Below are 865 nucleotides of genomic sequence, written 5' to 3'. Positions count from 1 at the left end.
AAGCGCACCGCCTCGATGAGAACCTGGGTGCTTGTCGCTCGAGTTGAGTGCCGCCCAACTGGACGTGCTCGACGGCGGACGCCGTCGTCGGCTCACGGTCCGCGGATCCCACCTGGGTTTCGCAGGGCCGCGAGTAGTCGGTGAGCCGCAGGCGGCTTCCGTAGAGTGGACGAATGGACTCACTCATTCATTCACTGCGTGACATCACCATCCGGCGAATCTCGGTCAGCGAGATGAACAACAACGTGTACCTGCTCACCGCCAAGGCAAGCGGCGCGCAACTCCTGATCGACGCCGCGGACGACCTTCCGGCGATCCAAGCAATGCTTGCGGAGTCGGTCGCCGACGCCGCATCGCCACCGAAACTTGCCCTCATCGCCACCACCCACCAGCATTGGGACCACGTCCGCGCGCTGCCCGGGTTAGTGGAAGCTACGGGCGCGAAGACCTCGGCCGGAGTGGACGACGCCGACGCGCTCCCAGTGCCCGTGGACGTGCAGTTGCACCATGGGGACGTGGGAAACTTCGACGGTTTCGACATCACCGCTGTGCACCTGCGCGGCCACACCCCGGGTTCGATCGCCTACGTGTACCTGGACCCCGAAGGGCCAGCGCACATTTTCAGCGGCGACTCGTTGTTCCCCCGAGGAGTTGGCAACACGCAGAACGATGCCGCCCGCTTCACGTCGCTGTTGAACGATGTGAGCGAACGGCTGTTCGAGGCCTACCCGGACGACACCGTGGTGCATCCGGGCCATGGAGATCCGACCACGCTCGGTGCAGAGCGGCCACACCTTGCGGAATGGCGCGAACGCGGGTGGTAGTCCCTACGGGGACGGGAGCCCCTAGACCCCGCGCGGCTTAG

The 865-nt window shown here is 65.4% G+C and carries 1 protein-coding gene and 1 pseudogene; both read left to right on the top strand.

Annotated elements, in window-relative coordinates; all coding sequences use genetic code 11:
- Positions 1-137, top strand: a pseudogene (locus AHiyo1_RS28395) (aldo/keto reductase); the annotation flags it as partial.
- Between the two features lie 36 nt (positions 138-173).
- Positions 174-824 (top strand): MBL fold metallo-hydrolase, encoded by a 651-nt coding sequence (locus AHiyo1_RS21230; RefSeq protein ID WP_059389907.1) that lies wholly within the window; start codon positions 174-176, stop codon positions 822-824.
- Positions 825-865 lie beyond the last annotated feature (41 nt).

The organism is Arthrobacter sp. Hiyo1, from assembly GCF_001263615.2.
Taxonomy (GTDB): domain Bacteria; phylum Actinomycetota; class Actinomycetes; order Actinomycetales; family Micrococcaceae; genus Arthrobacter.
The sequence above is the reverse complement of the archived record's forward strand: the minus strand, read 5'-3'. Positions and strand labels throughout refer to the sequence as shown.